We start from the raw sequence: 26,938 nt of genomic DNA, 5'->3' as shown, positions 1-26,938 counted from the left end.
AACCCGGCTTCGGCCACTGCTTTTGATCAGACGCCGCCCGACAGGCTGGCCGACAGAAGCAGCAGTCCGGCCAGGAAGATGAAGGCGGCGCCGCCGATCTCGACGATCGAATGGATGCGGTTGCCGATGCGTCCGTCGCCGGCGAAATAGACCGCCCAGTTCTTGGCCAGCACGGCGATCGTCGCCAGCGCCGAGACGGTGATCGCAGTGCCGATCGACATCGCCAGCACGGACAGCAGGCCACCGAGCCAAAGCCCGTTGAGCAGCGCGAAGCTCAGCACGATCAGCGCGCCGGAGCAGGGGCGGATGCCGACGGCGGCGACCGCCGACCAGGCCGTGCGCCAGTCGAAGCGGTCGCCCGACAGCATTGCCGGATCCGGCGCATGCGAATGGCCGCAGGTCTCGCAGACTTCGCCCGGGCCGTGGTCGTGATGGGCGTGGTCATGCGCGGCGTGATGGTGGCCGTGATCATGGGCGTGCGCATGCGAATGGTCATGATGATCATGATCGTCATGCACGTGCATGGTACGGGAATGCGCGGCGTGCGCATGTGCGTGGGAATGGGCCGCATGCGAATGGGCGTGCCCCGCATGGGACTGCCCGCCATGCGAATGGCCGGCATGAGCCGCCGACAGGCTGTAGGCGGGCGCTCTGCCGAACAGGCGCAGCACCGACGGACCGAGCTTGCGCCACAGCAGCCAAGCGCCGAACAAGGTGACCAGCACAAAGCTGGAGATTTCCAGGAACCAGGCGGCGTCGGTCATCGAGATCGCGGTGCCGCGCAGCACGAAATAGGCAAGCATCATGACGACCACCGCCGTCAGGCCCTGCAGCAGCGCCGAGACGAAGGAAAGCAGGATGCCGCGCCGGAGCGCGACTTCGTTGGCGATCATATAGGAGGAGATCACCGCCTTGCCGTGGCCGGGGCCGGCGGCATGGAAGATGCCGTAGGCGAAGGACAGGCCGATCAGCAGCCAGAGCTTGCTGCCGTCCTGGCGCATCGCCTTCATGGCGGCGGCGAGCGAATGGTAGAATCCCTGCTGCTGGAGATTGATCCACATCAGGATATGGGCGAACGGCCCCGTGGTGGTTGGCGCCATGCCGTCATTGGTGCCGATGCCGAGCGAGCTTTGCGCATGCGCGACGACGGGCAAATGGGCGATCACCAGGGCCAGCAGGCCGAGCGCTAAGCGGATATTCGTGGGATGCCCCACGAATATCCGCCTAGAGTCCCTTGTTTGTCGCAGGTTCCGATCGCAAAACCGTAGGGCACTTTTGCGGAGCCTGCTTGCGCGCAGCGATGGTTTCATCACCAAATCATCCTTCCGGCGGGCAGTCCAATTCGAGCTTGGTAGCGAAGATCTTGCTCATGTCGGTGCCTGTCGGATCGTTGAAGAACGCGTCCGTCAGGGTCTTCTGGTTTTCCTTGATCGCCTCGTCCGGATCCGGCCGGATGACCTTCTTGGTACAGGTCGAGGGCAGGCCTTCGACGGTGAGGTTGGTGTCGTCGGTGAAGTCGATCGCCGTATAGAAGGTCGGATCGTAGACGCCGATGTCGATCTTGCCGGCGAGCTTGATCGGCGTCTTCGGCTGCGACTCGAACAGGATGATCAGCTGGTCGTTGTCGAAGTTCGCCATCAGATGCGGCGGCGGGACCATCGGCACGTCCTTGCCGTTCTGGGTGACGAGCTGGAAGTAGTTGAACTCGGCCAGCGAGGAATGGACGGTGTCGGCCACTTCCTTGAGCTCTTTGTCGTCAAGCTTCAGATCGGAGTTCTTGTCGAACTCCATCATCACTGTACTCGAAAACAGGTCATCGAAGCGCCAAAGGTGGCGCAGCGCCGTCACACTTTGGTGATCCTGGCTGAGGATGACGTCGAGGCGGGCCTCGGCGAAGACATGCGGGTGCACCTCGGCCGGCTCGACCGCTGCGAATGTCGCCGCCACGACCGAAGCCAGCATGGTTGCTTGCCGTTTCAGATGCATTCCGGGCCGCGATTCCATCGATTTCGGGAGCGAGCCCCAGAGTTGACAGAAAGCGGGCGAAATTGGGACGCGCCTCAGCTTCTTTTCGACGCGCGCCGTTGCATGCGTCCGGGAGACATGCATCAGACGGTGTCGCGCGTCTTGAACCACTGCACCAGGAAATCGACGAAGACACGCACCTTGGCCGGCAGATAGCGGCGGTGCGGGTAGACGGCGAAGATGCCGGTGCCGGCCGGTATACGGTCGTCGAGCGCGGTGACCAGCTTGCCGGACGCGACGTCGGGGGCGGCGATGAAATCCGGCAGCATGGCAAAGCCAAGACCGGAGAGCGCGGCGGCTCTCGCCACGATCGGGCTGTTGACCTCGATCGGGCCCGAAACGGCGACGCTGATAGAGTCCTCGCCCTCGCCCTTGAAGCGCCAGTTGGCCAGCGAGCGGCCGTTGGTGTCGACGATGCAGGGCATGTTGGCGAGATCCTGCGGACGTGTCGGCTTGCCATGTTTGGCGATTAGTTCCGGCGACGCGCAAAGCCTGACCGAAAACGGCGCCAGCCGCCTGGCGATGAGCGAGGAATTCTCCAGCCGCGAGATGCGCACGGCAAGGTCGAAACCTTCCTCGACAAGGTCGACGAAGCGGTCGTCGAGATGGATGTCGAGCACGATGTCGGGGTGCTGCTTGGCGAAGTCGACCAGCGACTGACCGATCGGCGCGTCGGCGAAGGTGCGGGCGGCCGACAGCTTGATCCTGCCGCGAACGTCGCCGGAAGATTGGCGCACCGCCTCGGCCAGGTTGTCGACCTCGCGCACGATTTCGGAGGCGCGCTGATAATAGGTGTGGCCGGCTTCGGTCAGCGAGAACTGGCGCGTGGTGCGGTTGAGCAGCAGCGCGCCGAGCTCGTCCTCCAGCTCGCGCACATATTTCGACAAGAGCGCCTTGGAGCGGCCGATCTTGCGCGCGGCGGCCGAAAAGCCTTCCGCCTCGACCACGTCGATGAAGGCGCGCATGCGCGTCAATGTATCCATGGTCAGACCTTTCGTGCCGCGTCGAGAATCTTGCGGCCGAGCCGTATCAGGGCAACGTCGCTGCCGGAAGGCCCGAGCAGTGACAGGCCGAAGGGTGCGCCGTCGACGGAGCCGATCGGCAAGGTGATCTGCGGAAAGCCCGAAAGACCGGAAAGGCACAAAAGATGCAGCGCCCTTTCGCGATAGGCCTGGAACTGTTCCGGCGTGCCCGCGGCGAGCGGCGCCGCGCCGGGAACGGTGGGCAGGACGAGGAAGCCGTTGTTGCCGAGCAGCGCGCCGAACTCGGCCCGGAACGCCAGCCGGCGCGCGGCTTCGGCCGCGGCGGCCCTGGCGTCGATGGTGCGGCCGAAGCCGAAACGCTCCTCGACGCCGGGGCTCAGGCGGCCGCCGGCCGAGATCCAGGGACCATGCTCGCGCCAGGCCTCGAAGGCCTGCAAGCGGCGAAAGCACCAGTAAAGCTCGTCGGGGAACGAGGCAAAGGTGTATTCGGTCTCCACGGGCTGGCCGATGACGCCGGCGGCCAGCGCCTTCATGCGTGCATATTCGGCGGCTTCCACCGGCCCCATGACGAAGGCATCCAGCCAGCGGATCGACAGCGGGCGGTTGAGTGGATGCTGGTGCGAATCGCGGCCGAGCAAAAGCTTGCCGACCGTCTCATAGGTTTCGATGTCGTCGGCGAACCAGCCGAAGGTGTCGAAGCTCGACGCCAGCTTCATCGCGCCGTCGAGCGGGATGCGGCCATGGGTGGTGCGCAGCCCGATCAGGCCGCAGAAGCTCGCCGGCGCGCGGATCGAGCCGCCGGTATCGGAGCCGGTGGCGATGTTCGCCAGGCCGCCGGCAACCGCGGCCGCCGAGCCGGAGGAGGAGCCGCCGGTGACGCGCTCGGGCGCGGCGGGATTGACCGGGTAAGGGAAATGCGCGTTCTGGCCGAACAGCGAGAAGGCCAGCTCGTCGGTCTGGGTCTTGCCGACGAATCGCGCGCCAGCATCGAGGATCGTCTGTACCGCTTGCGCCGTGCGCGAGGCGGCATGGGCCTCCGCGAATCTCTGCGGGTTGCCGCAGCCGGTGCGGTAGCCGGCGACGTCATAGATATCCTTGACGGCCAGGCGCAGGCCGGCGAGCGGGCCCAATTCCGCATTCGCCACAGGCATTTGGCGCAGATCGAGGAAGGCGTTCAGCGGTCCTTGAGTTCCTGGCATCGTTCGATTTCCGGATACAGTGCGACAAACATTGTTCGATGCCAGAAATTTTACAACCTGCGCTTACGATTTTTATTGATTGTGAAACCCTTCGCTCCTATATCGCGCTTGCCCAAAGTCGCACGTGCCTGTGGGTGTCCGCCGATCCTCGAATGGTGAGGGCAATCGGTAAGGTAACTGGAGCCAACCCCTCCAGTCGGTCAGTGGCCAACCACAAGACCGAGGACACCTTGAAGCAACGACGGTGCGGGCCTTTCTGGTTCTCTTCCGGTTGTCCAAAGACCGGGGTTACTAAAGAGGCACACCTTCATTGCCGGCAGTGCGGACGGGTTTCCCATCCAAGCCAAGGCAGACAAAGCGAACCGAGGCCGGGCAAGGCCAAGGTTCACCGCCGCGAGACGGCGTTTCATGGTTCCGGGGTCTCCACCGGCTGGTTCCATGGATTTCCGTCCCGCCTTTGTCCACCGCGTGTTCGCGAGGCCGACAGCCCGCGTCCCGCAGCCTTATTGCGCGCCGAAAGGCGTTATGGAGAGACCCCGATGGCCACCCAGCGCATCCTTGATTTCCTCGCCACCCGACGTCCGAACGGCCCCTGCCTCGTCGTCGACCTCGATGTCGTGCGCGACAATTTCCGCGCTTTCGAGAAGGCCTTGCCCGATTCCAAGATCTACTATGCGGTGAAAGCAAACCCGGCGCCGGAAATCCTGCGCCTGCTTGCTGCGATGGGCTCGTCCTTCGACACCGCATCGGTTGCCGAGGTCGAGATGGCGATGGATGCCGGCGCGCCGGCGGACCGCATTTCCTTCGGCAACACCATCAAGAAGGAGCGCGACATCGCACGCGCCTACCAGCTCGGCATCCGCCTGTTCGCCGTGGACTGCGTCGAGGAGGTCGAGAAGATCGCCCGCGTCGCCCCCGGCTCGCGCGTGTTCTGCCGCGTGCTGACCGACGGTGAAGGCGCCGAGTGGCCGTTGTCGCGCAAGTTCGGCTGCGTGCCGGCGATGGCCGTCGACGTGCTGCGCCATGCCAAGGGTCTCGGCCTCGACGCCTATGGCGTGTCGTTCCATGTCGGCTCGCAGCAGACCGACCTGACGGCCTGGGATCGCGCGCTGGGCGACGCCAAGAAGGTGTTCGCGACGCTCGCCGAGGAAGGCATCGTGCTCAAGATGGTCAACATGGGCGGCGGTTTCCCGACCCGTTACCTGAAGGACGTGCCGGTGGCCCAGGCCTATGGCCAGGCGATCTTCTCGGCGCTGCGCAAGCATTTCGGCAACGCGCTGCCCGAAACGATCATCGAGCCGGGCCGGGGCATGGTCGGCAATGCCGGCGTCATCAAGTCGGAAGTCGTGCTGATCTCGAAGAAGGCCGACAACGACAATGTGCGCTGGGTGTTCCTCGACATCGGCAAGTTCGGCGGTCTCGCCGAGACGATGGACGAGGCGATCCGCTATCCGCTGGTCACCCGCCATGACGGCTCGGAGACCGCGCCTTGCGTGCTCGCCGGCCCGACCTGCGATTCGGCCGACGTGATGTACGAGAAGACGCCTTATCCGCTGCCCTTGTCGCTGACCATCGGCGACGAGGTGCTGATCGAAGGCACCGGAGCCTACACGACCACCTACTCGGCGGTTGCCTTCAACGGCTTCGAGCCCCTCCGATCCTACGTGATCTGAGCGGCTCGCAAAGGCCGCTCAGATCATCCCAGGTGGGCGCCGTCGCCCACCCGGGCTCGCTTGTGGAACAGATCTCCGCTCGTGAAGGATCGCGGACATGGAATACCTGACCAAATCGGCCTTCGCGGCCACTGAAATTGCCCCCTCGTCCGGACCGTCGGCTGAGCTTTTCTCCGCAGGGGAGAATGGCTCGACGGCAGTGCTTCTTGGCGCATTTTCTTACGGCGAACCGGTTTCCACTTCGCCTGAAAATGCGTTGGCGTCCTCCCTGGCCCTCCGGGCACAGGCTGGCTCGCGCGGCGCGCCGGACGAGGGGGCCGCCCAGGCGCCTGCCTTCGTCATCCTTGGCGAAGGCGCGGGCGACGTCGCGGCGCGCGAAACGCTGCTCGACCGCGCCATGGGGCCGAAGCGCAGGAAGAAGTCATCCGAGAAGCTGCGGCGCGGCCGCCGGCCCTCGGAAGGCCTGGCCTTTGTCGCCCGCGATCCCTCGGGCGCGGTCGTCGGCACGGTGCGGCTGTGGGATGTGAGGCTGGGCGAGGGCGGTCCGTCGGCGCTCCTGCTTGGCCCGCTCGCGGTCGAGCCGGGATTGAAGAGCGGCGGCATCGGCTCGGCGCTGATGCGGCATGCGCTCGCCGAAGCCGCGCGGCTTGGCCATGGCGCGATCCTGCTCGTCGGCGACGCGCCCTATTACGGACGGTTCGGCTTCTCGGCCGACCGCACCGGAGCGCTTGCCATGCCCGGCCCCTATGAGCGGCACCGGCTTCTGGCGCTGGAGCTGAAGGAAGGCGCGCTGGACGGCGCCACGGGCACGATCAAGGCCGCCGGCCGCAAGATCAAGGAACAGGTGCCGGGCTTTGTCGCTTGAGTCTTTGTTTTCACGCAATTCCGGACGGAAAACCGTTACGCACTTTTCCTGGAATTGCTCTAGGTCCGACAAAACAAGAACGCCGCCCATCGGGCGGCGTTTTGCTTTTTGCGAAGGTTAGCCGAGCAACTGGCTGAGCGCCATGGCGACGGTCATGTCGCCTTCGACCTTCAGCTTGCCGGCCATGAAGGCCATGGTCGGGTTGAGGTCGCCGGCAATCAGCGAATCCAGATCGTCGAGCGACAGCTTGATCGTGCAGTCGGCCGGCGCGTCGGTGGTCGAGACGGTCGCGCCGTCGATGACGATGACGCCGTCGCTGCCAGTGTCGAACTTGACGGAATGCTCGAAGCCGGCGCTTGCCACGCGCGACCTGATCTTGTCGGCAATCTCCTGAACGCCCATGGCGGTTCTCCTCGTTGGTTGCGTTGACGCGCACCGGCGCTTGGCCGCTGGGCGAGGTAGACGCGCCGCGCTCCAGCGCGACCACAGGCGCATATAGCTTCGAGTTGACGTTAACGTCAACGCGGTCACCTTGCGTCATATCGCGTAGGGGAGCTGGGCCATGCCCATCGCCGCCGGACGGCGGCCAGGCGGTCAATGCTCCGGCGCTGCCTGGAAGGGCTTGGTCATCGCCGCCGCGGTTTCGCCGGCATTCCTGCGGCGGCGAAGCGCGTTGTCGCGGATATCGTCCTTGGAGAGAAAATTGACCTGGTCGATCAGCACCTCGTGCACCAGCTCGACGCCGACCCGGCTGTTGATGGTGTCTCGGATCGACTTGCGGAAGACGTCGAGATCGATCGATTCCTTCTTGGTGAAATCGATCTGCGGGTTGGAATAGAGATAGGAATAGACTTGGTCGGTCATCAGCGCCTGCGCCGGGACCGACAGCTTCTTTATCTGTTCCGGCTCCACCGTGTAGACCAGCTTGGTGAGGAAATAGCCGTCGATCGTGCCGTCGCGCAGCAACGGCACCGAGATCATGTCGGTCTTGACGTAGTCGAGGCCGCCCAGCATCGGCTTCGGCGGTTCGGCCGTGCCGCGCTGGCCGGCCGCCTGGAAGGAATAGAAGACCGCGCCGAGCGTCACGGCGCAGATCCACAGCGCGGCGGCGATGAACTTTATCACCGGGTCTGTCCTTGCGCCTTGATCATCTTTGTCAGGCTCGCGCCATTCCGAACTCGCCGGCCGAATAGGTGCCGTCGGCATCGGCGCGCTGGATGGCGTTCCTCAGAAGCGTGGCGACCTCGTTGACCGCGTTGAGATGGGCGAGGATCGCCGCCTCGTTCCTGGCCAGCTTCTGGCGTAGCCGCAGCAGGCCTTCGCGATGCTGCTCGAGGAATTCGATCTCGTTGGCGCCCTTCAAGGCGCGGTTCAGCTCGTAGAGGTATCGGCTCTTGCGCGCGTTCGAGGCCTTGAGGTCATAGGCCGTTCCGCTGCGGATGCCGGCGGTCTCCTCGTCCACGACTTCCTCGATACGGCCGATGATGGCGGCGAGGTTGCCGGGTCGTGCGGCGGCGGGCGCCTCCATTGCGTTGGTGCGTGCGGGAAGGTTGGAAAGGTCCGTTTGGTCGGCCATGTAGGTCCCTAGATCTTGATGTCCGTTTTTATGGTTGTGTCGTCGCCGGTCATCGACCGTGCGGCTTTGCGCTCAAGCTCCTCGATCATCGAGGTCGAAAGCCGGGTCTGCTGGTCGATCTCGGTTTTCTGCTGCCCCCCGGCAACAGGGCCAACCGGCACCTTGTGCTTGCCATCGAGATAATGGTCGGCGAGCATCGATTTGGCGATGCCGATGCCGCCATGCGCGGCCATGACATCGGCCACCTTTTCGGCCAGCTGCGACTTCCACATGTCGCCGGCCAGGCCCTTGCCGTAAACGCCCTCGGTGTCCTTGGGCATCATGTTCTGGATGAAGGTCGTCAGCACCATCGCCTCGAAGCGCTGGAACTTCTTCGCCGGATTGGCGGCTTCCGCCTTGTCGGCCGCCGCGCGCGAGAGGATGGAGCCGGCATCGACCGTCGCCGATGGATCGAGAGCGAACGGTGCCGAGGCGCCATTCGCTCGTCTGGCAAGCGTCGCGCGCGCGGCCTCGACATCGGCCGGTTCCGCTGCGCGGGCGACGTCCATGACGATGTCGCTGGGTGGGGAAATGGCCAAGAAAGTCCGCCCTTTGCCGGTTTTGTCATCCGCACAATGACTGAACAAGCTTGTGGCAGGCTTGCGGGAGGTCAGCCTTCGTCCACTCGCTTCTGCGTGATGAGATCGAGCCGCTCGCGGTCGGAGCGCTCGCGCTCGTCGCGGCGGCGCACGTCCTTGTAGGCACGCTCGACCATATTGGTGCGCGCCGTCGCGGTGGCGATCAACGCGGCTTCCTGGCGGGCGTCTTCCAGGTTCTTTTTCTGGCGCTCGAGCGCGCCGGTGATGCGGCGATGATAGATTTCCGGAAAGAGAGCGCCCAGCGAGGCGCCGGTGTCGAAACGCTCGATCAGGTCCCTGGCCTCAGCTTCGGCCTTGACGGCGGCGGCGAGGAAGCCGGCATGGCGGGTTTCGTGCAGCGCCTTCAACTGCTGCTGCACCTTGACCAGTTTCTTCAGGCGGTCCTTTCGCGCGGTCATTGAGCCTATCTCGCCAGCGTGAGGTCGACGAAGCCGTCGACGAACAGCGACAGCAAGGTGCCGACGGCGAAATAGAAGATGATCATGCCGCCGGCGATGACGAAGGGCAGCGAGATGAAATAGACCGGGATCTGCGGCGTCAGCTTGTTGACGAAGCCGATCGTCAGATTGACCAGGATGGCATAGGCGACGAAAGGGCTGCCGAGCCGAATGACCAGGAAGAAGGCGTCCGACACAGTGTCGGTGACGTCGACCAGCGCCGCCTGCGGGTTGAAGAACACGTTGACCGGAGCGACCTGATAGGAGGCGACGAGCGCCTTGACGATCTCGTGGTCGAAGTCGAAGACGAAGAGCAGGAGCAGCGCCGAGAACGAGATGATGGCGGCGAGCGCCGCCTGCGGTTCCGGCTCCTCGATCGCCGGCCCACCCGAGCCGCCATAGCCGATCAGCATGGCGATGGCCGAACCCATGAAGCGCAGTGCCTCCATGTAGAGCCTGGTCATGGCGCCGATCAGCCCGCCGACCAGCAACTCGGAGACGATCATGGGCGCCAGGACCTGCGGGCGCGGATCGACGAACGGGTAGATGCGGTCCCACAGGAAAGCGAGCAGGCCGCCGGTGGCGGCGATCGACACGAAGAGCCGGATCTGGACCGGCACGCGGGCGCTCGACAGGCCCGGCATCAGCATGAAGCAGGCGCCGATACGGCAGAAGGCGAGGAAGGCGGCGATGACGACGCCTTGCGAGAGCGCGTTCACGAGATGGTCCCGAGCACCTTGATCTCGACGCCCTTGGCGATCTCGACATGGCTGAGAACGGGAAGCGTCGTGAACAGCCGCTCGATGATCATGCGCACATAGGGACGCGCGTCGGGCGCGGTGACGAGCACGAAGCGCTCGCCGGCCTCGAGATGCTTGCGGATCGCCTTGGTGGCGTCCTGGCCGAATTCCTCGAGCTGACGCGGATCGATGTCGAACTCGCGCACCTCGCCCTTGGCGTCGCGCTTGAGGCTCTGATGGAAGGCGAGATCCCAGCGATTGCCGAGGCGCAGCACCTTGAGCGTGCCGCCTTCGGAGAGGTCGCCGCAGATCTGCTGCGCCATGCGGATGCGCACATGCTCGACGATCTGCTCGGTGCGGCGCACATGCGGCGCGATCTCGGCGATCGCCTCGATGATCAGATGCAGGTTGCGGATCGAGACGCGCTCGGCGAGCAGCAGCTTCAGCACCGCCTGCAGGCCGGGATAGGAGATGTGCGAGGTGCAGATCTCGTCGGCAAGTTTGCGGTATTCCGGATCGAGCCGCTCCAGCAACGCCTTCATGTCCTTGTAGGACAGAAGCTGCGGCAGGTTGTTGCGGATGACTTCCGAAAGATGGGTGAGCAGCACCGACATGTTGTCGGCGAAGGTGAAGTTCTCGCGCTTCAGGTCCTCGGCGAAGGTTTCGAGCACGGAATAGGCACGCATGCCGAAGGCCGGCTCGCGGATTTCCTCGCCGGGGATCTCCGGCACGCCGCGCGTGCCGAGCAGCACCATGATCTCGCCGACGCGCATCTGGTATTCGGCGACCACAGTGCCGTGCACCTTGATCTGATAGCTCTTCGGCGGGATGGCGAAGTCGTCGGCGACGCGCACCTCCGGCACCACGAAGCCATATTGCTGGGCGAATTTCTTGCGCATCTTCGACATGCGGAACACCAGTTCCTGATGCGCCACCATCAGCCTGGTCGAAAGCTGCTTGCCGATCAGAAGCTCGATCTCGGCGGTGACCAGCGAGGCCTTGACCGAGTTCTTCTCCTCCTCGACCTTGTTCGCCTTCTCCTGCGTCTTCAAGGCTTCGGCGGCGGCGCGTTCGCGGCCCTGGCGCAGCGGGATGATGTAACCGAGGCCGGCCATGCCGCCGGCAAGCGCGAAGAAGGGGAACAGCGGAAGGCCGGGCATCAGGCCGAGGATGACCAGCAGCGAGGCCGCGACGTAAAGCGCGCGCGGATGCGCGCCGAGCTGACCGAACACCGCCTGGTTGGTTGAGCCGCGCGTGCCGCCCTTGGAGACAAGCATACCGGCGGCGAGCGAGACGATGAGCGCCGGGATCTGGGTGACGAGGCCGTCGCCGACCGACAGCTTGATGAAAACGTCGGCCGCCTGGCCAAGACCCATGCCGTGGCGCAGATAGCCGATGGCGATGCCGCCGACGATATTGATGGCAGTGATGATCAGGCCGGCGATGGCGTCGCCGCGCACGAATTTCGAGGCACCGTCCATCGAGCCGAAGAAGGAGGATTCCTCCTCCAGTTCGCGGCGGCGCAGCTGCGCCGTCTTCTCGTCGATCATGCCGGCGGAAAGGTCGGCGTCGATCGACATCTGCTTGCCGGGGATGGCGTCGAGCGTGAAACGCGCGCCGACTTCGGCGATACGGGTGGCGCCCTTGGTGATGACGATGAAGTTCACCACGATCAAGATCATGAAGACGATGAGGCCGATGACGAAGTCGCTCGACATCACCAGCTTGGAGAAGCCCGAGATGACGTAGCCGGCGGCATGCGTGCCCTCGTTGCCGTGCGACAGGATCATGCGGGTGGTGGCGATGTTGAGCGACAGGCGCAGCATGGTGGCGATCAGCAGCACGGTCGGGAAGGACGAGAAGTCTAGCGGCCGCTGGATCCACAGCGCCACCATCAGGATCAGCACCGAAAGCGCGATCGAGAAGGCAAGGCCGATATCGATGAGGAAGGCCGGGATCGGCAGGAACAGCACCGCCAGGATGAAGACGATGCCCAGCGCGAAGAAGATGTCGCGGCCGTTCTTGACCGCCAGGCCGGACGGGAGTGTTTCGCTGATCGCCATATCGTCCTCAAATCCAGGGCCGCCACGCACAGGGCAGGCCCTTGACCGTAACTCTCCAAGCTTGCGCGAAGGTGGGAGAGTGGCTACGGGACCTGGCCACGATCTTGGGAAAGGATGGCAGATGCTCCTGATCACCGGCACGATCCGGCTGCCAGCCGACAGGCTCGACCAGGCAAAGCCAGCCATGCAACGCATGATCCTGGCGAGCCGTGCCGAACCGGGCTGCCTCGGCTATTCCTACGCGCAGGACGTGCTGGATGCCGGGCTCATCCATGTCTCGGAGGCCTGGAGCGACCGCGCAGCGCTCGAAGCGCATTTCAAATCGGCGCATATCGCCGAATGGCGCGCGAGCTGGGCGGAACTCGGCATCGGCGACCGCAAGCTCACGCTTTACGAAACGGACGGCGGCGCGCCGACCTGATCGTCAGAGGCATTTACGGCTGTGCCGCATCCGCGGTTGCGACGGCGACCAGCCAGCGCCGCACGGCACGCTCCTCCTCGGCGGAGAGGCCGGCGGTGAGCTCGCCTTCCAATTTATAAACCCGCTCACGGCATTTCTTCAGCAAGGCGCGGCCGCTGTCCGAAAGGTCGAGATGCTGGATACGGCCGTGGACGGCATGCGGCCGGCGGAGGAGGGAACCGGCCTTTTCCAGATTGCCGACAATCACGCTCACCGTCTGCGGCGTCAGCACCGCGAGCCGGGCCAGATCGGCATTGGATAGGCCAGGATAGGCGGAGATCATGGTGAGGGCCGCGAACTGCGCCTGCGTCACGCCGAATTCATCCAGCGCCCGCTCCACCTTCAAGCGGTAGGCGCCAGCCGCCTGGCGCAGCAGATAGCCCAGATAGCCTTGCTCGCCGCGCTTGCCTTCACCGGCGGACGGAATGGATGGATCCCCCTTGCGCATAATATCATAGCTCTTATATGTTGTTCGTATTCTGATATTATCGCGTCAAGGAGCGAAAGACGATGGGGTATCGCATTTTTCTTGCGGGCGCCTCGGGCGCGATCGGCCGCCGGTTGGTGCCGCAGCTGGTGGCGGCCGGGCATCAGGTGACGGCGACGACGCGTCAAGCGGCAAAAGCAGAAGATATTCGAGCGCTCGGCGCCGATCCGGTGGTGGTCGATGTGTTCGATGCGAGCGGATTGCGCGAGGCTGTCTTGGCGGCAAAGCCGGAGATCGTCATCCACCAGCTCACGGACCTCCCGGCCGGGCTCGATCCATCGAAAATGGCCGAGGCAATCGCTCGGAACGCCCGCATCCGCGATGAAGGAACCCGCAACCTCGTCGAAGCGGCGAAGGCTGCCGGTGCGAAGCGGCTGATCGCGCAAAGCCTCGCCTGGGCCTACGCCCCGGGACCCGAGCCACACGACGAAACCGATCCTTTGGACAGTGGCGCGGAAGGCGGCCGGGCCGTCAGCGTCGGCGGCGTCATTGCGCTGGAGAAGCAGGTGCTCGGCGCTTCGCCGATCGCCGGCATCGTGCTGCGCTACGGTCATCTCTACGGGCCAGGCACCGGCGCGGCAGCCGCCTCGGACCCGGCGGTGCATGTCGATGCCGCCGCCAACGCGGCTCTGCTTGCCGTCGAGCGGGGGACGCAGGGCGTCTTCAATGTCGCGGAGCCGAACGGCCATATCACGACCGACAAGGCTGTCGCCGAGCTCGGCTGGCGCGCCGGCTTTCGCCTGGCCGAGTAAGCGAGGGAGTTGCCGTCATGATCGAAGATGTTTCTTCACGCGGCCTGATCGGCGTCGCCGCCATCGCTGCGGGATTGCTTGGCATGGCCGTAGTCCGGAGCAACAGGGCATCCACCGCCGCTGACGGAATGGGCGTGCATGTCCACATGATGGGGGCTGATGCCGGGGAGGGGGCGACGGCGCGCCCGACCACCACGGTGAAGCCGCTCTCCTGCGAAAAGCTGCCGAATGTGCCTGGGCGGCATTCGATCACCACGGCGCTGGTCGAATTCCCGCCCAATGCCTACACGCCGCGACATCGCCATCCCGGTTCCGTCACTGCCTTCGTCATCAAGGGAGCGCTGCGTTCGCAGATGGAAGGCGGACCGGCTGTTACTTACACTCGAGGCCAGACCTGGTTCGAAGCGCCAGGCGCGATCCATTCTTTCGCCGAGAACGCCAGCGCCACCGAGCCGGCGGAGCTGCTGGCGATCTTCGTCGCGGAGGACGACTGCGGCCCGCTGACCATTCCATTACCCAACTAAATCTATCGCCTTTATCGCGACGGAAAGCCTTCTTAACGCTAATTCGCGCAACGCCAAAATGGCGCCACAAGCGGTCGGCATTGCGGTTGCCACGCAAGGCCGCCGCGCGTATCAGGCACGGCAGTTGTTTATCTTTCGCATACCGGCGAGCCGTTCCGTTGCCTGCCAGAAACGACCCACAAGTCTATGCCCGCCGGCTTCGCGCGGTGCTGATCAGTTCGATCCCCGTGCTCGAGGCGCGCGGCATTGCGATCGTGCTGATGGCCGGCATGGTCGGCGCCATCGCGGGCGCGCTGGTCACCGGCATGAGCGCGCTGGTGCAAGGCATGCATTGGCTGCTGTTCGACGTGCAACCGGGCGGCCGCCTTTCGGCGATGTTCTCGCTCGCCGACCCGGTGCAGGCGATGTTCCCGGCGATCGGCGGCCTGCTGCTCGGCCTTTCCGTCATCTGGCTGAGAAAGCGCAAGTTCCGCACTCCGGTCGACCCGATCGAGGCCAATGCGCTCTATGGCGGGCGCATGTCGCTCACCGACACTTTCATCATCGTGGCGCAGACGATGATCTCCAGCGGCTTCGGCGCCTCGGTGGGATTGGAAGCCGGCTATACGCAGATCGGCTCCGGCATAGCTTCCCGGCTTGCCCGCGCGTTCCGGCTGCGCCGCAACGACGTCCGCATCCTGGTCGGCTGCGGCGCGGCCGGCGCGATTGCCGCCGCCTTCGACGCGCCGCTGACCGGGGCCTTCTACGGTTTCGAACTGGTCATCGGCATCTACTCCGTCGTCAATGTGGCGCCGGTTATGACGGCGGCGATCGCCGCCTCGCTGACGGCGGAAATGTTCGGCGGCGTGCCGTTCCCGCTGGAGCTGTCAGGTTTGCCGAATCTGACCGCCAGCGAGTATGTGCCGTTCCTGCTGCTCGGACTGCTCGGCGGGGCAGCCTCGATCGCCATCATGCATCTGGTGAGCATCGTCGAGCGTCTCTTCGTGCGGCTGTCGATCGACGCGTCGGTCCGGCCGTTCATCGGCGGCATCTTCGTCGGCCTGCTCGGGCTGGTCACGCCGCAGGTGCTCTCCAGCGGCCATGGCGCGCTGCATCGCGAGTTCGCCATGAATTATGCGCTGCCGGTGGTGGCGAGCGTCTTCGTGATGAAGCTGGCGGCCTCCGCCATCTCGCTCGGCTCGGGCTTCCGCGGCGGCCTGTTCTTCGCTTCGCTGTTCCTGGGAGCGCTGCTCGGCAAGGTCTTCGCCGGCGTCATGGCGCTGACCGCGCCATCCGTCGGCATCGACCCGGCGGTCGCCGCCGTCGTCGGCATGACCTCGCTTGCGGTCGGCGTCGTCGGCGGCCCGCTGACCATGACGTTCCTGGCGCTGGAATCGACCCGCGACCTGACCCTCACCGGCGTGGTGCTGGCCGCCTCGATCATGTCGGCGATCCTGGTGCGCGAGACCTTCGGCTACTCCTTCTCGACCTGGCGTTTCCATCTGCGCGGCGAGACGATCCGCAGCGCCCATGACGTCGGCTGGATGCGCAGCCTCACCGTCGGCTCGATGATGCGCAAGGACGTCCGCACCATTCCCGCCTTGACCACGCTCTCCGAATTCCGCAAGGAGATCCCGCTCGGCTCCGGCCAGCGCGTCATCGCCGTCGAACAGGCTGACCAGTATGTCGGCATGCTGCTTGTGCCGGAACTGCACAGCGATCCCTCCGATGGCGAGACGCCGGTGAGCGCGCTCGCCCAGTTCAAGGATGCGGTGCTGGTGCCGTCGATGAACGTCCAGACCGCCGCCGAGACCTTCCAGCGCACCGGGGCCGAAGAACTGGCGGTGGTCGAGGACTTCGACGAGCGCATCGTGCTTGGCCTGCTCACCGAGAGCCATCTGATGCGCCGCTACGCCGAAGAGCTCGACAAGGCGCGCCGCGACCTGGCCGGCGAGGGCTAGTTTTCAGCACAGGAATCTTGCCGGTGCATACTACCCCGGCACATCGCAGCCCCGGAGATTAGCCGAGACGTCTAAAGTTCGTCAGCCACGGGCGGAGCGGGAGCGAAGCGGACGCGCAGACCCGAGGATGACGACGTTGGAAGGCTCAACCAGACGGGTCACGGGGGGAACCGCGAGATCTTGGCCGCCGGCAGGTCCGCAGCCTGTCAATTCCAAGCCGGTAAATTGATCTCAATTCCAGAAGGGTGAGTATCGGTTCGCTCCCATTATGAAGCCGCCTGCAGCGACGGATTCTTGCTGCTTGCGCTTTGTACAGTCTCACTGTACAAAATGTTCAGTGGAGAACAAACGAGATGCCCAAGGCTACCGATAAGGGCCAGGCTTCAACCGGGGACAGGAACGGTTCGGTCGCAACAGCCGCGCAAGAGGTGCTCGGCATGCGGCTCAAGAGCCTGCGCCTTGCCCGCCGCCTTTCGTTGCGCGACCTGGCCGAGGCGACCGGCACCAGCGCCAGCTTCATCAGCCAATTGGAGCGCGGCCTGACCGGCGCCAGCACGGCATCGCTCAACCAGATGGCTTCGGCGCTCGGCGTCAGCGTCGCGCTGCTGTTTGCCGAAAGCACGGCTCAAAATCGCCACGGCGTGCTGCGGCGCAGCGAGCGGCCCAGCCTGCCGCCCAGCGACGGGTGCCGCAAGATGCTCTTGTCGCGGCCCCCGCTGAGCGACATGGAAGTCTATGTCGGGGAGTTCGAGATCGGCGGCTCGACCGGCTCCGACCAATACACGCATGGCGATGCGCATGAGATGTTGATCGTCCTGCGCGGCGTCGTCGAGGTGTCGCTCGGCGAGGCGAGCCATGTCCTCGAGGAGGGCGACAGCGTCGAATACACCACGTCCACCCCGCATCGCACGGAGAACATCGGCAGCGGCCGGGCCGAAGTGATGTGGATCATCGCGCCGCCGACCTCGGCGCGCGCCGAGCTCGACCAATACACGACCTGGAAACCGCCCGCCGCCAGGTAGCTGATCCAAACGCGGGCATGAATGGGAGAGTTATCGTTATGTTGAAATCGAGATATGGCATCGGCGCCGTTCTGGCGCTTGGCGTTCTGACCGGCGCCGCCTTTGCGCAGGACAAGCCTGTGGCGGGCGAGGTCAAGGAGGGTTCGCTGAAAGGCAAGACCCTGACGCTCGTCTCCTATGGCGGCATCTACCAGGACGGACAGGCGGCGGCGCTGAAGGAGTTCGTCGACAAGTCCGGCGTCAAGCTGCTCAATGACGGTCCGACCGAGATCGCCAAGTTGCAGGCGCAGGTCGAATCCGGCAATGTCACCTGGGACGTCGTCGATACCGATGACCTGCCGCCTTACGTCTATTGCGGCAAGCTGTTCCAGAAGCTCGACCTGACCAAGCTCGACGTCTCGAAAATCCCGGAAGGCCAGGTCGGCGAATGCTCGGTGCCGGCGATGAACTACGGCGTCGTGCTGATGTACAACAAGGAGAAGTACAAGGATAATCCGCCCAAGAGCTGGGCCGACTTCTTCGACACGGAAAAGTTCCCGGGCGTGCGCGGGATCGACGGCTCCGGCAGCCCAACCGGCGGGCTGCTGGAACAGGCCTTCAAGGTCGCCGGCGGCGACCCGAAGGCGATGACGGTGGCCGATATCGACAAGGCCATCGACGTGGTCCGCAAGCTCGGTCCCGACACCATCTTCTGGAAGACGGGCGCTGAATCGCAGCAATTGGCGGAGTCCGGCGAAGCCGACATGCTGATGATGTGGACCGGCCGCGCCATGACCGCGGTCAAGAACGGCGCCAAATATGCGCCCGCATGGCAGGACTGGCTGGTGGTGATGGACCAGATGACGATCCCTGTCGGCGTCAAGGACACGGATGCCGCTTACGCGCTGCTCAACGCCTATCTCGGCAAGCAGTCGCAGGAGATCCTGGCGGAGAAGACGTCCTACACGCCGATCAACAGCGACGCGCAGCCCAAGGTCGACGCCTCCGTCGCCGCCTTCCTGACCAACACGCCTGAGCGCCAGAAGCAGGGCTACAAGCAGAACTTCAAGTTCTGGGTCCCGAACTTCGCGGTGGCGCAGGAGAAGTGGTCGGCGTTGATGGCCGGCAACTGACCGGCTGAAGGAGAGGTCCGTGAGCGCGCTCGAACCGACGACGCCTTCCGCCCCGCAACGGGCGGGCTGGGCATGGCGGCCGTTCGCGCTCACGCTGCCGGCGCTGGTGCTGCTGGCCGCGGTGATCGGCTATCCGCTGATCACCATCGTGCTGCGCAGCCTGTCGGAGCCGCAATGGGGCCTGCAGAACTATGCCTGGTTCTTCGGCGCACCCGTCAATCTGACGGTGCTCCAGCGCACCTTTACGATCTCGGCCTGGGTGACTGTGGTCTGCGTGCTCTGCGCTTACCCTTACGCCTATCTGATGACCGCCGTCGGGCCACGCGCGCGGCTCGTCCTTGTGCTCTGCGTCTTGATCCCGTTCTGGGTAAGCGGCGTGGTGCGCACGCTTTCCTGGGTGATCCTGCTGCAGGATTCCGGTGTCATCAACTCGCTGCTGAGATCGGCCGGTTTCGACGGCATCCGCTTGATCCGCACCCAGACGGGCGTGGTGATCGGCATGGCGCAGGTGCTCCTGCCGTTCATGATCCTGCCGCTCTATTCGGTGATGAAGGGGATCGATCTCAGGCTGGTGCAGGCGGCACGGAGTCTCGGAGCGCGACCGTCGCGCGCGTTCTTCACGGTCTACCTGCCGCTGTCGCTGCCAGGCGTCTATGCCGGCGCGATCATCGTCTTCATCCTGGCGCTGGGCTTCTACATCACGCCGGCGCTGCTCGGCGGACCGCGCTCGACCATGCTGTCGACGCTGGTGCAGACGCAGGTGCTCAGCCTGCTGCAATGGGGACGCGGTGGCGCCATGGGCGTGGTGCTGCTGGTCGCGACCTTCGTGCTGCTCGCGCTTGCGGCGCCGGTGATGCGGTCGAGGCATCGGGAAGCAGGGCGACGCTGATGGAGATGAAGCCGCTCACGCGCGTCATCCTCGGGCTTGTCTGCCTGCTGGTGGCGATATGGCTGGTGGCGCCGACACTGGTCGTGGTGCCGATGTCGTTCAACGAGAACAAGTCGCTTGCCTTTCCGCCGCAGGGCTTTTCCTGGCAGTGGTACCTGAATTTCGCCACCAACCCGGATTGGTCTTCCAGCTTCCTCAACTCGCTCAAGGTCGCCTCGCTGGTGGCGGTGCTGGCGACGGTGCTCGGCACGCTCGCCGCCTTCGGCCTCGACCGCATGAAGGCGCGACCGGCCAATCTCTTGCGCATGCTGATGCTGACGCCGATGGTCGTGCCGGGCGTGGTTCTGGCCATCGGCATCTATGCTGTCTATCTCGATGCGCAGCTCGTGGGCACGCTGACCGGTTTCGTGCTTGCGCATACGATCCTGGCGCTGCCCTTCGTGCTGATCGCGGTTTCGGCCAATCTCGAAGTGTTCGACAGGCGGCTTGAGACCGCGGCGGCAAGCCTCGGCGCCGGCGCGCTGACCACGTTCCGCACGGTGACGCTGCCGCTGATCCTGCCCGGCATCCTGTCGGGGTTGCTGTTCGCCTTCGCCACGTCCTTCGACGAGATCGTGGTGTCGCTCTTCATCACCAACCCCTATCTCAAGACGTTGCCGGTGCAGATATTTTCCTCGATCACGCGCGATGCCGACCCGACGGTCGCGGCCGTCGGCACCATTCTGTTGTTCGCCACCACGATCCTGATCGGCGGCGGCATGCTCCTCCTTGGCCGCGAGCGGAAGGGACGCCTATGAACCCGAGAGCGGAAAATCGCGGCGCCGCGATCGATCTCGACATGGTCAGCAAGGCCTACGGGTCCTTCAAGGCGCTGGACGGTGTCTCGCTCAGGATCGAGCCAGGCGAGTTCATGACGCTGCTGGGGCCGAGCGGCTCTGGCAAGACGACGACGCTCAATGTGATCGCCGGCTTCACCGACGTGACCAGCGGCAAGCTTTTGGTCGGGGGAAAGAGCGTCGTCGGCGTGCCGGCGCACAAGCGCAATATCGGCGTCGTCTTCCAGCACTACGCGCTGTTCCCGCACATGACGGTCGGCCGCAACGTCGCCTATCCGCTGACATTGCGCGGCATCAAGCAGGACGAGCGCAAGAAGCGGGTCGCGAGAGCGCTCGACATGGTCAAGATGGGCGACTTCGCGCATCGCTATCCGAGCGAATTGTCCGGCGGCCAGCAGCAGCGCGTCGCGCTTGCACGCGCCATCGTCTTCGATCCGCCGCTGCTCCTGATGGACGAGCCGCTCGGCGCGCTCGACAAGAAGCTGCGCGAATGGCTGCAGCTCGAGATCAAGCGCATCCATCGCGAGCTCGGCACCACCTTCGTCTATGTCACGCACGACCAGGAAGAGGCCCTGGTGCTGTCGGACCGCATCGCCGTCTTCAATCGCGGGCGCATCGAGCAGGTCGGCACCGGCCGCCAGCTCTATGACGAACCGGCGACGCTCTTCGTCGGCCGCTTCATCGGCGATTCCACCGTGTTGCGCGGCGAGGCGAAAAGCGACGGCACCGGGACGGCTCTAAGCGTCGCCGGCGAGACGGTCACCGCGCCGCGTCGGCTGGCCGGCGAAGCCAATCCGGTCATGCTGCTGCGGCCGGAGAAGCTTGCCATCCGCCGATCGGGCCAGGATGCCGCCGGCACGAACCGGTTGTCGGGGACGATCGCCGAGGCGATCTATCTCGGCTCGGGGTCGAAATACGAAGTGAAGCTCGCAGACGGCTCGACCGCGATCGTGCGCTCGCCGCTCGCCGGCGAGAGTTTTGGCCTCGGCGAGAAGGTCGAGCTCTGCTTCGACGGCGCCGATGCCAAACTCCTGCCCGACGACAGCACGGCCGACACAACGCTCACCTGATCCATCTCTTTGGTTTAACGCAATCCCGGACGGAAAACCGTTTCACACTTTTCCTGGAATTGCTCTAGCGGAAGCCATCCCATGCAAGTCAAGCGCAACGGCGACATCTCGTTCTGGTATGCGGATATGGGTCATATCCCGGCGCCGAGACCGCCTTTGCCCGGCGACATCGAGGCCGATGTCGCGATCGTCGGCGCCGGCTATACCGGGCTTTGGACAGCCTACTATCTGAAGAAGGCGAAGCCATCGCTGCGCATCGTGCTCATCGAGCGCGAGTTTGCCGGCTTCGGCGCCTCGGGGCGCAATGGCGGCTGGCTGTCGGGCGGCTTCGGCTGGTCGCGCGAGAAGTATTTGAAGACGTCGACACGGCAAGGCGTCACCGCCATGCAGAAGGCGATGGCCGGCTGTGTCGACGAGGTGATCCGGGTGGCGACGGAAGAAGGCATCGATGCCGACATCCGTCGCGTCGACAACCTGACGGTTGCCACCAATCCGGCGCAGCTGGAGCGGGTGCGCGAGGAATTCGAGACGATCCGCTCCTGGGATGCCGACCCCGAACGCATCGAACTGCTAGACCAGGCTGCGACCCGCGCGCGCATCAACATCCACAATGTACTCGGCGGCTTCGTCATCCACGGCCAGGCGCGCGTGCAGCCGGCCAAGCTGGTGCGCGGGCTGGCGGCGGCGGTCGAGCGTCTCGGTGTTTCGATCTACGAAAAGACGACGGTGACGGCGATCGCCAAGGGCGTTGTGACAACGGACCGGGGCACGGTGCGGGCCGAAACCGTCATTCGCGCCACGGAAGGGTTCACGGCCGGCATTCCAGGAGAGGAGCGGACCTGGCTGGCGCTCAACAGCGCGCAGATCGTCACCGAGCCGCTGTCGGAGGAACTTTGGCGCAAGATCGGCTGGGAGGGGCACGAGCTGCTCGGCAATGCCGCGCATGCCTATTGCTATGCCCAGCGCACGCGCGAGGGGCGCATCACCATGGGCGGGCGCGGCGTGCCCTACCGCTACGGGTCGCGCACCGACGTCAACGGGCAGACGCAGCAGGCGACGATCGACCAACTGCACGCGATCCTGACGACGCTGCTGCCGCAGACCGCCGGATGCCGCATCGATCATGCCTGGTGCGGCGTGCTCGGCGTGCCGCGCGACTGGTGCACGACGGTCGGCCTCGATCCCGCGACGCGCATCGGCTGGGCCGGCGGCTATGTCGGGCTCGGCGTGTCCAGCTCCAACTTGTCGGGGCGCACGCTGAGCGATCTCGTGCTCGGCGAGAGCACCGAACTGACGCGGCTGCCCTGGGTCAACCGCAAGGTGCGGCCATGGGAGCCGGAGCCGTTCCGTTGGCTGGGCGTCCATTCGATGTACCAGCTCTACCGCATCGCCGATAACCGCGAGGCCGCCGGGCTTTCGCATACCTCGAAGCTGGCCGCCCTGGCCGACAGCCTGACTGGCCACTAGGGCGGTTCGGCGTCCGCCCAATCGTTCGTTTTCGCGCAATTCCAGACCGCTGGAATTGCCCTGACCCATGGAGACCAGCTTGATCGATCTCTCGACTTTCCACGACCTCGCCAAGGCCGACATCGGCGCTTTTTCACCGAAGCCGACCTCTTTCGAAGGGGATCAGCTGGAGGCCGCACGGTCGTTCTTCCAATCGCCGGACGGAACCATCGATATCGGCATCTGGGAATGCACGCCCGGACGGTTCACCGCCGACCGCACGAACTCGTCGGAGATCTGCCACATCATCTGCGGCCGCGCCGAGGTGAGCCGCGCCGATGGCGAGATGCGCGAGCTGGGGCCGGGCGACCTTCTCGTCCTGCCGCAGGGATGGAAGGGCGAGTGGCGCATCCACGAGACCACCCGCAAGCTCTACATGATCCAGAGCGCCGATTGATCCCTGACCCTTCGGCGCACGTCGTTTGCCGGAAGCGTGCTTCGAACGACGTGCCGTCAGTGATCGATCGGGCCTTTCGGCGAGACGAGCGTCGTGCCGGCGGTGGTCGGGCGCTCGATCATGCGGCGCACGCGCGGCGGGTTCTCGCCGCTGTGCAGCGCGCGGATGCGTTCGCCGACCACGGCGTCGGCATGGGTGGCGCGCCGGTTGTGCCGGATATACTCGACCCAGGTCGGCGTGTGGTAGTGCTCGATCCAGATACCGGGATTCTCGAGGTCGCGGGCTAAGGTCCAGTTGCGCGCGCCGTCGCGGCGGCGGATACGGCCGCGCTCGGCCATGGTCGCAAGGAATTCCGGCACGTCGTCCTCGCGGATGACGTACTCGATCATGATGGCGATGGGGCCGCTGCGCGGCTTGAGATCGAGCGCCAGCATCGGCTCCTTGAAACGGTTGAGCGGATCGAGGTTGAGCACCGTCTGCCGCGGCAGCGGCAGGGCGAAGCCAATGGCGCTGCCGGCGAGCATCGCGACCGCCGCGGCAATCAGCGCGGTCTCGGCGCCATGCGCGTCGGCGACGACGCCCCAGATCCAGCTGCCCAGCGCGATGCCGCCAAAGGTCGCCGTCTGGTAGATCGACAGCACGCGGCCGACCACCCAGCGCGGCGTCGACATCTGCACCGTGACGTTGAAATGCGAGAGCGCGATCACCCAGCAGGCGCCGCCGATGAGCAGGCCCGCCGACGTCTGCCAGCCATTGTGGCTGACGGCGGCGTTGAGGGCGCATAGGGCGAAACCGCAAAAGGCCATGCGCACCATCACCTCGCTCGACAGCAGCTGCCTGAGCCGCACGCTGATCAGCGCGCCGCCGACCGCGCCGATGCCGAAGGCGCCGAGCATGATGCCGTAGGTCAGCGCGTCCCCCTTGACGACGTCGCGCGCCACCAGGGGAAGAAGCGCCAGCACCGCGCCGGCGCTGAAGCCGAAGGCCAGACCGCGGACCAGCACCTTGGCGATGTTGGGCGACATGGCGACATAGCGCAGGCCGGCGCCCATCGCCGCGCCCAGCGACTCGCGCGGCAGGGTTTGCTCGGGCAGCGCCGGCTTCCAGCGGGCGAGCACGACGATCAGGCCGATATAGCTGACGGCGTTGGCGGCGAAGGCGGCCGCCGCACCCGCTGCGGCGACGATCACGCCGCCGATGGCCGGGCCGACGCTACGGGTGATGTTGAAGCCCAGCGAGTTGAGCGCGACGGCCGCCGGCACCTTGGCGCGCGGCACCATGTCGCCGACCGAGGCCTGCCATGACGGGCTGTTCAGCGCCGTGCCGCTGTCGATGAGGAAGGTGAAGGCAAGCAGCGTCCACGGCGTCATCCAGCCTTGCCAGGTGAACAAGGTGAGCAGCGCCGAGACGACCAGCATGAAGGTCTGCGCCACCAGCATCACCTTGCGGCGGTTGAAGCTGTCGGCGATGGCGCCGGCAACGAGCGCGAACAGCATGATCGGCAAGGTGGTCGAGGCCTGGACCAGCGCCACCTGGTAGGGCGAGGTGGCGATCGTGGTCATCATCCAGGCGGCGCCGACGCCCTGGATCAGGCCGCCGAAATTCGACACCAGGCTGGCCGACCAGACGGTGCGGAAGATGCCGTGCCGGAACGGCGCCAGCGCGGAGACGCGTTCGCTTTCCGGCTCGTCGTCGATCATGGTTGCGCCTTCGTCCGCTGTAGAGGCTCGCCGCACCCGGAAGGGCAGGCGACTCGCCAAAGAGTGCGGCCCAACAACAGGAAGGCAAAGGCGAAAATGCGTCGGCGAAGCTTTAAACCAAGCATCTGGCCGGTCTGGACCAACTTTTGGCTATTTCGCGTTTCTCGCCTCGGCATGCAGGGCCTCGGTCAGGCCGCCTGTCGTCTCGCCATTCATGTAAAGCCTGAGCAGCATTTCCATGCCGACGAGACGCAGGCGCGACGTTTCCTGGCTTCTTGCCATGTCGATCAGGTCGTCCAATTCGGAAGCAGACCATTTCATTGCGTCGCGCAGCACACCGCCGCGCAGCAGGCCCTGCGTGCCGCCTGAAAAAGCCCCGGCCATCTCGAAGCCGTTCTTTGCGGCGCGAATGTTTTCGCGCGGCAGATGGCGCTCGGCGGCCTTTTTCAGCAGCCACTTGCCGGTTCCGTCGCGGTAATTTCTGCCGGCGCGGCAGGTGAAGGGCGAAGTCGATCAGCCGGTTTTCGAGGAACGGCACCCTGAGCTCGACGGACGCCGCCATGCTCAGCCGGTCGTGCCGGTGCAGCAGGTCCTGCAGATGCGAGTAGAGGTCGTAGAAACAGCTTGCCAGGAAGGCGCGGTCGCTGGCCGGTGCGACGCCTTCCAGCCTGTCGAACAGCTTTGTCTGCAGGAAGTTCAGCTCGGGCGACAGGGCTCTGAGCGCCATGGTGCGGTCCGTCGGCGAGCCGCGACCGATCGAGTTTCGAAACGGCGCGCGGCGCAATTCGGCGAATTTGCGGTCCTGCCTGGCCTTCGAGCGGAACAGACGCTGCAGCCAGGATTGGCGCCAGACCCTGATCGTGGATGCTTGCCATTTGTAGCCGCCGAAGAGCTCGTCGGAACCCTCGCCGGTCAGCAGCACCTTGACGCCGTCGGCGCGGCACTGCTCGGCAAGCGCCAGCAACGCGGCGTGGCTGGCATGCCAGCCGTCGGTTTCAAGGTGCCAGACCGCGCGCGGCCAGAGCTCGAGGAACCGGTCCTTGTCGAAAGGCACCCGGCGCAGGCTGACGCCGACATGGCGACCGGTGCGCTCGGCGTCCGGCGCTTCGCTGCGGCCGAGCTTCTGGTGGATGACGTAGCCGTGCATCTCCGGCCTGAAGCGCTTGGCAAGCGCGGTGATCAGCCCGGAATCGACGCCGCCGCTGCAGGCGGTTGCAAGGCTGGCATCGGCGATGCAATGCAGCTCGACACTTTCCTCGAGCAGTGTCCGGAGCGTCGCCATATGCTCGGCGTCGGACGTCCTGTCGCCGGCGATGCGCGTGGTATCGAGAACATCGAGGACGTGCCAGAAGCGGCGCCTGTCGATGCCGTCTCCGGTGATCCTCCAAAGGCTTGCCGGTGGGAGCCGCTCGATGCCGTCAAAAACGCTGTAGCTCGAATCGCGGCTCTGCCAGGCAAGCCGCAGCGTCAGCTCGCGCGTGTCGATCCGGCGCGCAAAGTCGTGGCAGGCGAGGATCGCCTTGTCCTCGGAGGCGAACAGCACGCGGTCGCCGATTTCGGCGACCGACATCGGCTTGATGCCCAGCCTGTCCCTGGCAAGCCACAGGGCGCCGTCGCGGGCATCGAAATAGGCGAAGGAGAACATGCCGTCGAACAGTGGCACCGCTTTTTGCGGACCCCAGTGATGCAGGGCCTGAAGCACCACCTCGGTGTCGGAGACCGATTGGAACGTCAGGCCTTCCGCCTGCAGCGTCTTGCGCAGCGCGCGAAAATTATAGACCTCGCCATTGTAGCACAGCACGCCGTCGCCGGACGCGGTCAGCATCGGCTCGCGCGCGGCGGGCGATGGATCGATGATGGTCAGCCGGCGGTGGCCGAGCGCCAGGCGGGCGTTATTCCAGTTGCCGTGATCGTCGGGACCGCGATGCGCCAATGCCTGCATCATGCGCGCGACGTCGCGACGATCGCCGCTGCCGATCGGATCGCGCTTTCGCCAGACGCCGGCTATTCCGCACATGGCCCGCCGGCCGTTCTTGCCTGATGC

General features: G+C 65.3%; 27 protein-coding genes. 13 read left to right on the top strand and 14 right to left on the bottom strand.

Translation table 11 applies throughout. The features are described from left to right. Nucleotides 1-26 precede the first annotated feature (26 nt). The 4 genes from FJW07_RS10290 to FJW07_RS10275 all read right to left on the bottom strand — a co-directional run bounded on the left by FJW07_RS10290 (nucleotide 27) and on the right by FJW07_RS10275 (nucleotide 4,207). Nucleotides 27-1,214 (bottom strand): nickel/cobalt transporter, encoded by a 1,188-nt coding sequence (locus tag FJW07_RS10290; protein ID WP_246680727.1) that lies wholly within the window; start codon nucleotides 1,212-1,214, stop codon nucleotides 27-29. 103 nt (nucleotides 1,215-1,317) lie between these two features. After that, nucleotides 1,318-1,986 (bottom strand): DUF1007 family protein, encoded by a 669-nt coding sequence (locus FJW07_RS10285; RefSeq protein WP_140642208.1) that lies wholly within the window; start codon nucleotides 1,984-1,986, stop codon nucleotides 1,318-1,320. Nucleotides 1,987-2,108: 122 nt separating this feature from the next. Beyond that, a complete protein-coding gene (locus FJW07_RS10280; protein WP_140783848.1) occupies nucleotides 2,109-3,008 on the bottom strand; it encodes a LysR family transcriptional regulator in 900 nt (299 codons plus the stop codon). A gap of 2 nt (nucleotides 3,009-3,010) precedes the next feature. Next, nucleotides 3,011-4,207: an amidase gene (locus FJW07_RS10275; protein ID WP_140856166.1), complete on the bottom strand. Its 1,197-nt coding sequence runs from the start codon at nucleotides 4,205-4,207 to the stop codon at nucleotides 3,011-3,013. A gap of 539 nt (nucleotides 4,208-4,746) precedes the next feature. On the opposite strand from FJW07_RS10275, the gene odc2 reads away from it, so the two are divergent. Both odc2 and FJW07_RS10265 read left to right on the top strand, forming a co-directional pair. Then, the gene (odc2, locus tag FJW07_RS10270) at nucleotides 4,747-5,880 is read left to right on the top strand and encodes an ornithine/lysine decarboxylase (RefSeq protein ID WP_095817118.1); all 1,134 of its coding nucleotides are present in this window, start codon (nucleotides 4,747-4,749) and stop codon (nucleotides 5,878-5,880) included. Nucleotides 5,881-6,220: 340 nt separating this feature from the next. After that, a complete protein-coding gene (locus tag FJW07_RS10265) occupies nucleotides 6,221-6,745 on the top strand; it encodes an N-acetyltransferase (protein ID WP_246680732.1) in 525 nt (174 codons plus the stop codon). A 117-nt stretch (nucleotides 6,746-6,862) separates the two neighbouring features. Here the strand turns inward: FJW07_RS10265 and FJW07_RS10260 are convergent, their stop codons facing one another. The 7 genes from FJW07_RS10260 to flhA all read right to left on the bottom strand — a co-directional run bounded on the left by FJW07_RS10260 (nucleotide 6,863) and on the right by flhA (nucleotide 12,199). Then, a complete protein-coding gene (locus tag FJW07_RS10260) occupies nucleotides 6,863-7,147 on the bottom strand; it encodes an SCP2 sterol-binding domain-containing protein (RefSeq protein ID WP_140856164.1) in 285 nt (94 codons plus the stop codon). Between the two features lie 192 nt (nucleotides 7,148-7,339). Further along, nucleotides 7,340-7,870: a hypothetical protein gene (locus tag FJW07_RS10255; protein WP_140706973.1), complete on the bottom strand. Its 531-nt coding sequence runs from the start codon at nucleotides 7,868-7,870 to the stop codon at nucleotides 7,340-7,342. A 31-nt stretch (nucleotides 7,871-7,901) separates the two neighbouring features. Continuing rightward, complete coding sequence (locus FJW07_RS10250; RefSeq protein ID WP_140651557.1) at nucleotides 7,902-8,321, bottom strand: hypothetical protein; 420 nt, start codon at nucleotides 8,319-8,321, stop codon at nucleotides 7,902-7,904. 8 nt (nucleotides 8,322-8,329) lie between these two features. Next, on the bottom strand, nucleotides 8,330-8,899 hold the full coding sequence (locus FJW07_RS10245; RefSeq protein ID WP_246680726.1) for a rod-binding protein: 570 nt from the start codon (nucleotides 8,897-8,899) through the stop codon (nucleotides 8,330-8,332). 71 nt (nucleotides 8,900-8,970) lie between these two features. Further along, nucleotides 8,971-9,357, bottom strand: a complete 387-nt coding sequence (locus FJW07_RS10240) for a hypothetical protein (protein ID WP_140651559.1) — start codon at nucleotides 9,355-9,357, stop codon at nucleotides 8,971-8,973. Nucleotides 9,358-9,362: 5 nt separating this feature from the next. Continuing rightward, complete coding sequence (fliR, locus tag FJW07_RS10235; protein ID WP_140783842.1) at nucleotides 9,363-10,115, bottom strand: flagellar biosynthetic protein FliR; 753 nt, start codon at nucleotides 10,113-10,115, stop codon at nucleotides 9,363-9,365. Beyond that, nucleotides 10,112-12,199, bottom strand: a complete 2,088-nt coding sequence (flhA, locus tag FJW07_RS10230) for a flagellar biosynthesis protein FlhA (protein ID WP_140642193.1) — start codon at nucleotides 12,197-12,199, stop codon at nucleotides 10,112-10,114. Before flhA ends, fliR begins: the two co-directional genes overlap by 4 nt. Nucleotides 12,200-12,320: 121 nt before the next feature. Here flhA and FJW07_RS10225 point away from each other — a divergent pair, with 121 nt between their 5' ends. After that, complete coding sequence (locus FJW07_RS10225; protein WP_140642191.1) at nucleotides 12,321-12,620, top strand: putative quinol monooxygenase; 300 nt, start codon at nucleotides 12,321-12,323, stop codon at nucleotides 12,618-12,620. Nucleotides 12,621-12,633: 13 nt separating this feature from the next. Here the strand turns inward: FJW07_RS10225 and FJW07_RS10220 are convergent, their stop codons facing one another. Beyond that, on the bottom strand, nucleotides 12,634-13,107 hold the full coding sequence (locus FJW07_RS10220; RefSeq protein WP_140856163.1) for a MarR family transcriptional regulator: 474 nt from the start codon (nucleotides 13,105-13,107) through the stop codon (nucleotides 12,634-12,636). Between the two features lie 62 nt (nucleotides 13,108-13,169). Here FJW07_RS10220 and FJW07_RS10215 point away from each other — a divergent pair, with 62 nt between their 5' ends. From FJW07_RS10215 to FJW07_RS10170, 10 genes are all read left to right on the top strand, one after another. Further along, a complete protein-coding gene (locus FJW07_RS10215) occupies nucleotides 13,170-13,898 on the top strand; it encodes an NAD(P)-dependent oxidoreductase (RefSeq protein ID WP_140856161.1) in 729 nt (242 codons plus the stop codon). A gap of 17 nt (nucleotides 13,899-13,915) precedes the next feature. Then, on the top strand, nucleotides 13,916-14,422 hold the full coding sequence (locus FJW07_RS10210; protein WP_140856159.1) for a cupin domain-containing protein: 507 nt from the start codon (nucleotides 13,916-13,918) through the stop codon (nucleotides 14,420-14,422). Between the two features lie 158 nt (nucleotides 14,423-14,580). After that, the gene (locus FJW07_RS10205; RefSeq protein ID WP_140856157.1) at nucleotides 14,581-16,362 is read left to right on the top strand and encodes a chloride channel protein; all 1,782 of its coding nucleotides are present in this window, start codon (nucleotides 14,581-14,583) and stop codon (nucleotides 16,360-16,362) included. A gap of 353 nt (nucleotides 16,363-16,715) precedes the next feature. Next, on the top strand, nucleotides 16,716-17,384 hold the full coding sequence (locus FJW07_RS10200) for an XRE family transcriptional regulator (RefSeq protein ID WP_140856155.1): 669 nt from the start codon (nucleotides 16,716-16,718) through the stop codon (nucleotides 17,382-17,384). Nucleotides 17,385-17,422: 38 nt separating this feature from the next. Then, nucleotides 17,423-18,496 (top strand): PotD/PotF family extracellular solute-binding protein, encoded by a 1,074-nt coding sequence (locus tag FJW07_RS10195; RefSeq protein ID WP_140642179.1) that lies wholly within the window; start codon nucleotides 17,423-17,425, stop codon nucleotides 18,494-18,496. Nucleotides 18,497-18,515: 19 nt separating this feature from the next. Then, nucleotides 18,516-19,385, top strand: a complete 870-nt coding sequence (locus FJW07_RS10190; RefSeq protein WP_140642177.1) for an ABC transporter permease — start codon at nucleotides 18,516-18,518, stop codon at nucleotides 19,383-19,385. After that, nucleotides 19,385-20,182: an ABC transporter permease gene (locus FJW07_RS10185; protein ID WP_140642175.1), complete on the top strand. Its 798-nt coding sequence runs from the start codon at nucleotides 19,385-19,387 to the stop codon at nucleotides 20,180-20,182. Before FJW07_RS10190 ends, FJW07_RS10185 begins: the two co-directional genes overlap by 1 nt. Beyond that, entirely contained in the window at nucleotides 20,179-21,291 is a 1,113-nt protein-coding gene (locus FJW07_RS10180; RefSeq protein ID WP_140706989.1) for an ABC transporter ATP-binding protein, read from the top strand. The genes FJW07_RS10185 and FJW07_RS10180 overlap by 4 nt, the downstream gene beginning before the upstream one ends. An 81-nt stretch (nucleotides 21,292-21,372) precedes the next feature. Next, nucleotides 21,373-22,758 carry an FAD-binding oxidoreductase gene (locus FJW07_RS10175; protein WP_140856153.1) on the top strand — a complete coding sequence of 462 codons (1,386 nt, stop codon included), beginning with the start codon at nucleotides 21,373-21,375 and terminating at the stop codon, nucleotides 22,756-22,758. Nucleotides 22,759-22,825: 67 nt separating this feature from the next. Next, nucleotides 22,826-23,194, top strand: coding sequence for a cupin domain-containing protein (locus tag FJW07_RS10170; protein ID WP_140706994.1), 369 nt, complete (start codon nucleotides 22,826-22,828; stop codon nucleotides 23,192-23,194). Between the two features lie 56 nt (nucleotides 23,195-23,250). Here the strand turns inward: FJW07_RS10170 and FJW07_RS10165 are convergent, their stop codons facing one another. Together FJW07_RS10165 and asnB are read right to left on the bottom strand one after the other, a co-directional pair. Beyond that, nucleotides 23,251-24,894 carry an MFS transporter gene (locus FJW07_RS10165; RefSeq protein ID WP_140856151.1) on the bottom strand — a complete coding sequence of 548 codons (1,644 nt, stop codon included), beginning with the start codon at nucleotides 24,892-24,894 and terminating at the stop codon, nucleotides 23,251-23,253. Nucleotides 24,895-25,006: 112 nt separating this feature from the next. Next, a complete protein-coding gene (asnB, locus tag FJW07_RS10160) occupies nucleotides 25,007-26,911 on the bottom strand; it encodes an asparagine synthase (glutamine-hydrolyzing) (protein WP_140856149.1) in 1,905 nt (634 codons plus the stop codon). Between the last annotated feature and the right edge of the window lie 27 nt (nucleotides 26,912-26,938).

The organism is Mesorhizobium sp. B3-1-9 (genome assembly GCF_006439595.1).
Lineage (GTDB): Bacteria > Pseudomonadota > Alphaproteobacteria > Rhizobiales > Rhizobiaceae > Mesorhizobium.
This window is presented reverse-complemented; position numbering and strand designations above follow the sequence as displayed.